Origin of the sequence: Mesorhizobium sp. M0011 (assembly GCF_040324155.1) — a bacterium.
Classification (GTDB): Bacteria; Pseudomonadota; Alphaproteobacteria; order Rhizobiales; family Rhizobiaceae; genus Mesorhizobium.
On record NZ_JAMYVQ010000078.1, the window covers coordinates 1 to 1185 of the forward strand.

Consider the following 1185-nt stretch of genomic DNA (forward strand, 5'->3'; position numbering starts at 1 on the left):
AACCCGGAGGGGCTGCACGAAGTGATCCGTGCAGTAATGCAGGAGGTTCTCGAGGCCGAGATGGAGGAGGCGCTGGGTGCTTCGAAGGGCGAACGGACGCCCGAGCGCCTTGGGTATCGCTCGGGTTACTACGGCCGCACCCTGGTCACCCGGGTCGGCAAGCTTGAGCTGCGGGTTCCGCAGGACCGGGCCGGTCGTTTCTCCACCGAGCTGTTCGAGCGCTACCAGCGTTCCGAGCGGGCCTTGGTGGCCACGCTTGCGGAGATGTATGTGCAGGGCGTGTCGACCCGGAAGGTCAAGGCGATCACGGAAGAGCTGTGCGGTCATGCCTTCTCGGCTTCGTCGATCTCGGCCATCAACAAGCGCTTGGACGAGAGCCTGAAGGCGTTTGCCGAACGACCGCTTCAGGAGCCATTCCCCTACCTCATTCTCGATGCCCGCTACGAGAAAGTGCGCGAAGCCGGCATCGTGATGAGCCAGGCGGTGCTGATCGCGGTCGGCATCGACTGGGACGGGCGCCGGCAGATCCTGGCCGTGGAGATGGCCAATCGCGAGAGCCGCTCGGCCTGGAAGGACTTCCTCGTCGGCTTGAAACGACGCGGCCTCAAGGGCGTCGAACTGGCCGTGTCCGACGACCATGCCGGCCTGGTCGCGGCGATCGGCGAGGTGATCCCGGAAGCCGCATGGCAGCGCTGCTACGTCCACTTCCTCAGGAACGCGCTCGATCACCTGCCCAGGAAGCACGGCGACGATTGCCTGCAGGAACTGCGCTGGCTCTACGACCGGCGCGATCTCGCCGAGGCCAAGGCCGATCTCGCCGCATGGCTGTCCAAATGGTCCGCCCGCTACCCGCGACTGACCACCTGGGCGGAAGAAGCTATAGAACAGACGCTGACTTTCTTCCGGCTGCCGCGTCAGCATCACAAGCACCTAAAGTCCACCAATATGCTCGAACGGCTCAACGAGGAAATCCGCCGGCGCACCTATGTCGTGCGCATCTTCCCAAACGCCGAAAGCTGCCTGCGCCTCGTTAGGGCGCTCGCCGTCGAGACCAACGAAAACTGGATGGAGGCCAACCGATACATCAACATGGACGACCTGCGCGAGCACAAGAAGCTCGCTCTACGCCAAGCCGCATGACCAGCTTCATGATCGCCCATTTTGCAGAACTTGACGCACACAACC

Annotated in this window: 1 protein-coding gene; it reads left to right on the top strand. The window is 63.4% G+C overall.

Annotated features, from left to right (window positions below; all coding sequences use genetic code 11):
• The coding region (locus NKK51_RS32385) for an IS256 family transposase (RefSeq protein WP_352556352.1) at window positions 1–1140 on the top strand (1140 nt) is incomplete at its 5' end.
• Between the last annotated feature and the right edge of the window lie 45 nt (window positions 1141–1185).